This is a genomic window from Brachyspira sp., from assembly GCF_050873525.1.
GTDB lineage: Bacteria > Spirochaetota > Brachyspiria > Brachyspirales > Brachyspiraceae > Brachyspira.
The window spans coordinates 1-2,431 of record NZ_JBNMIZ010000300.1; the positions used below are offsets into that span (position 1 = coordinate 1).

Consider the following 2,431-nt stretch of genomic DNA (forward strand, 5'->3'; position numbering starts at 1 on the left):
AACATATATTAAGCGAATTTGTAATAGTTTATAATATAAAACCGTTTTTTTCAAGTATAACGACTAAATAAATTGAAAAATAATATTGAAAAATAATCGTTTTTACTATATATTATAAATATTAAAAATGAATTTATAATTTAATTTAAATTTTTAAGGAGAATAAAATAATGGTTAAATTTTCAGATTTAGGTTTAGTCAATAGCAGAGGGCTTTTTCAAAAAGCGGTTAGCGGAGGATACGCAATCCCAGCGTTCAATTTCAATAATATGGAACAGCTTCAGGCAATAATTCAAGCCTGCGTTGAAACGAAAAGTCCCGTTATACTTCAAGTTTCTTCAGGCGCAAGAAAATATGCCAATCAAACTTTATTAAGATATATGGCACAAGGCGCGGTAGAATATGCAAAAGAATTGGGAGTAAATGTTCCTATAGTTTTGCATTTAGACCATGGAGACACTTTGGAATTATGCAAAAGCTGTATAGAATTCGGTTTTTCTTCCGTTATGATAGACGGCAGTCATCATGATTATAATAAAAATGTAGAATTGACAAAAAGCGTTGTGGAATATGCCCATAAATATGATGTGACGGTTGAAGGAGAATTGGGAGTTTTGGCGGGAGTAGAAGACGATGTGGTAGCCGAACAACATACTTATACTCGCCCAGAAGAAGTGGAAGATTTCGTTAAAAAAACGGGAGTCGATTCGCTTGCAATATCAATTGGAACGAGTCATGGAGCTTATAAATTTAAACCTGGACAAAATCCTAAAATAAGGCTTGATATTCTTAAAGAAATAGAGAAAAAAATTCCGGGATTCCCAATAGTTTTGCATGGTTCTTCAAGCGTTCCTCAAGAATATGTTAAAATGATTAATGAAAACGGCGGAAAATTAGACGATGCGATTGGAATTCCTGAAGAGCAGTTAAGAGAAGCTTCAAAAAGCGCGGTATGTAAAATCAATATAGACAGCGATTCAAGACTCGCTATGACGGCGGCTATAAGAAAAGTATTTCATGATGACCCTAAAGAATTCGACCCTCGAAAATATTTGGGACCTGCAAGAGACGAAATGAAAAAACTTTATATGCATAAAATAAATAATGTTTTAGGCAGCAATAATAGAATATAAGGAGAGATTATGGGAAAACAACATAGAAAAGTAGTAAAAAGAAAGAGAGCGGCGAGAAGAATAAAAAGACAGAAAGACGCTTTAAACGGCAAAACAAAATAAGAAATAAAATTAGGGCGTAAGTTTTCTTATGCCCTATTTATTTTTTAAATTAAAATTTTTAAGATTAAAATTTGAATTATATAAAAGGATTATAAAATGAAAAGAATAATAATTTTTAATTTAATAATTTGGACTCTTTTAATATCATGCGCAAATAAAACGGATAAATCTCCTTTGGCGATACAAACGGATTTTGGAAGAAAAGATAACGCGGTTGCGAGTATGTATGGCGTAGCTTTGAGCGTGGATAAAGATTTGAAAGTTTACGATTTGACGCATGAAATTCCCGCTTATAATATTTGGGAGGCGGCTTTGAGATTGGAACAAACGGCAAGATATTGGCCATCTGGAACGGTATTTATAAATGTTGTAGACCCTGGAGTCGGAACGGAAAGAAAATCTGTCGTTATGAAAACTAAAAATAATTATTATTTCGTTACTCCCGATAACGGCGCTTTGACTTTTGTGTCGGAAAGTATGGGAATAGAAGAAGTGCGAGAGATAGACGAAGCGATTAACAGAAGAGAAAATTCCGAAGAATCCTACACTTTTCATGGACGAGATGTTTATGTATATACGGGCGCAAAATTGGCGTCAAAACAAATCACTTTTGAAAAGGTTGGAAAATCTTTGGGAACTAATATAACTAAAATAGATTACGAAAAAGCGAGATTCGAGGACGGAAAATTTTTCGCAAATATTCCGATTTTGGATATTCAATACGGAAATGTTTGGAGTTCACTTCCGAGAAAATTAATGATAGATAGCGGAGTTCAAATTGGAGATATTTTGAATGTTAGAATTTACAATAATGATTCGCTTGTGTGGACGGGAAATGTAAAACTTGTAAACACATTCGGCGATGTTCCCGAAAACGATAATTTGGCTTATTTCAATTCCGAGCTTAATTTTTCGGTTGCGGTAAATATGGGTAATTTTTCCGAAAGGTATAGAGTTTATAGCGGTCCCGAGTGGAGTATTGAGGTTGTGAAGAGGAATTAATTAAATTATCAGAAATTTAATAAAATATAATTTATTTAGCTAAATGATATATCTTATTACTTATCTAGTAACATAAGAATCAATAATATTAAATTTAAAATTTGCATGCCAAAAATAGGGATAAATATTAAATAATTATTGTTAATCTTTTTTTTTTCGTTATTACTATTTAAAGAATTATTCTTTATATCATT

2 protein-coding genes are annotated in these 2,431 nt (G+C 32.2%); both read left to right on the forward strand.

From position 1 onward, the window contains the following. Positions 1-170: 170 nt before the first annotated feature. Positions 171-1,133, forward strand: a complete 963-nt coding sequence (locus ACR0QS_RS12780) for a class II fructose-bisphosphate aldolase (RefSeq protein WP_432633834.1) — start codon at positions 171-173, stop codon at positions 1,131-1,133. Positions 1,134-1,331: 198 nt separating this feature from the next. After that, positions 1,332-2,237: an SAM hydrolase/SAM-dependent halogenase family protein gene (locus tag ACR0QS_RS12785; protein WP_432633835.1), complete on the forward strand. Its 906-nt coding sequence runs from the start codon at positions 1,332-1,334 to the stop codon at positions 2,235-2,237. Positions 2,238-2,431 lie beyond the last annotated feature (194 nt).

What these genes read in the sequence shown, in the direction of transcription:
- ACR0QS_RS12780 (WP_432633834.1), top strand. Translation starts at nt 171, where the DNA reads ATGGTTAAATTTTCAGATTTAGGTTTAGTCAATAGCAGAGGGCTTTTT.
- ACR0QS_RS12785 (WP_432633835.1), top strand. Translation starts at nt 1,332, where the DNA reads ATGAAAAGAATAATAATTTTTAATTTAATAATTTGGACTCTTTTAATA.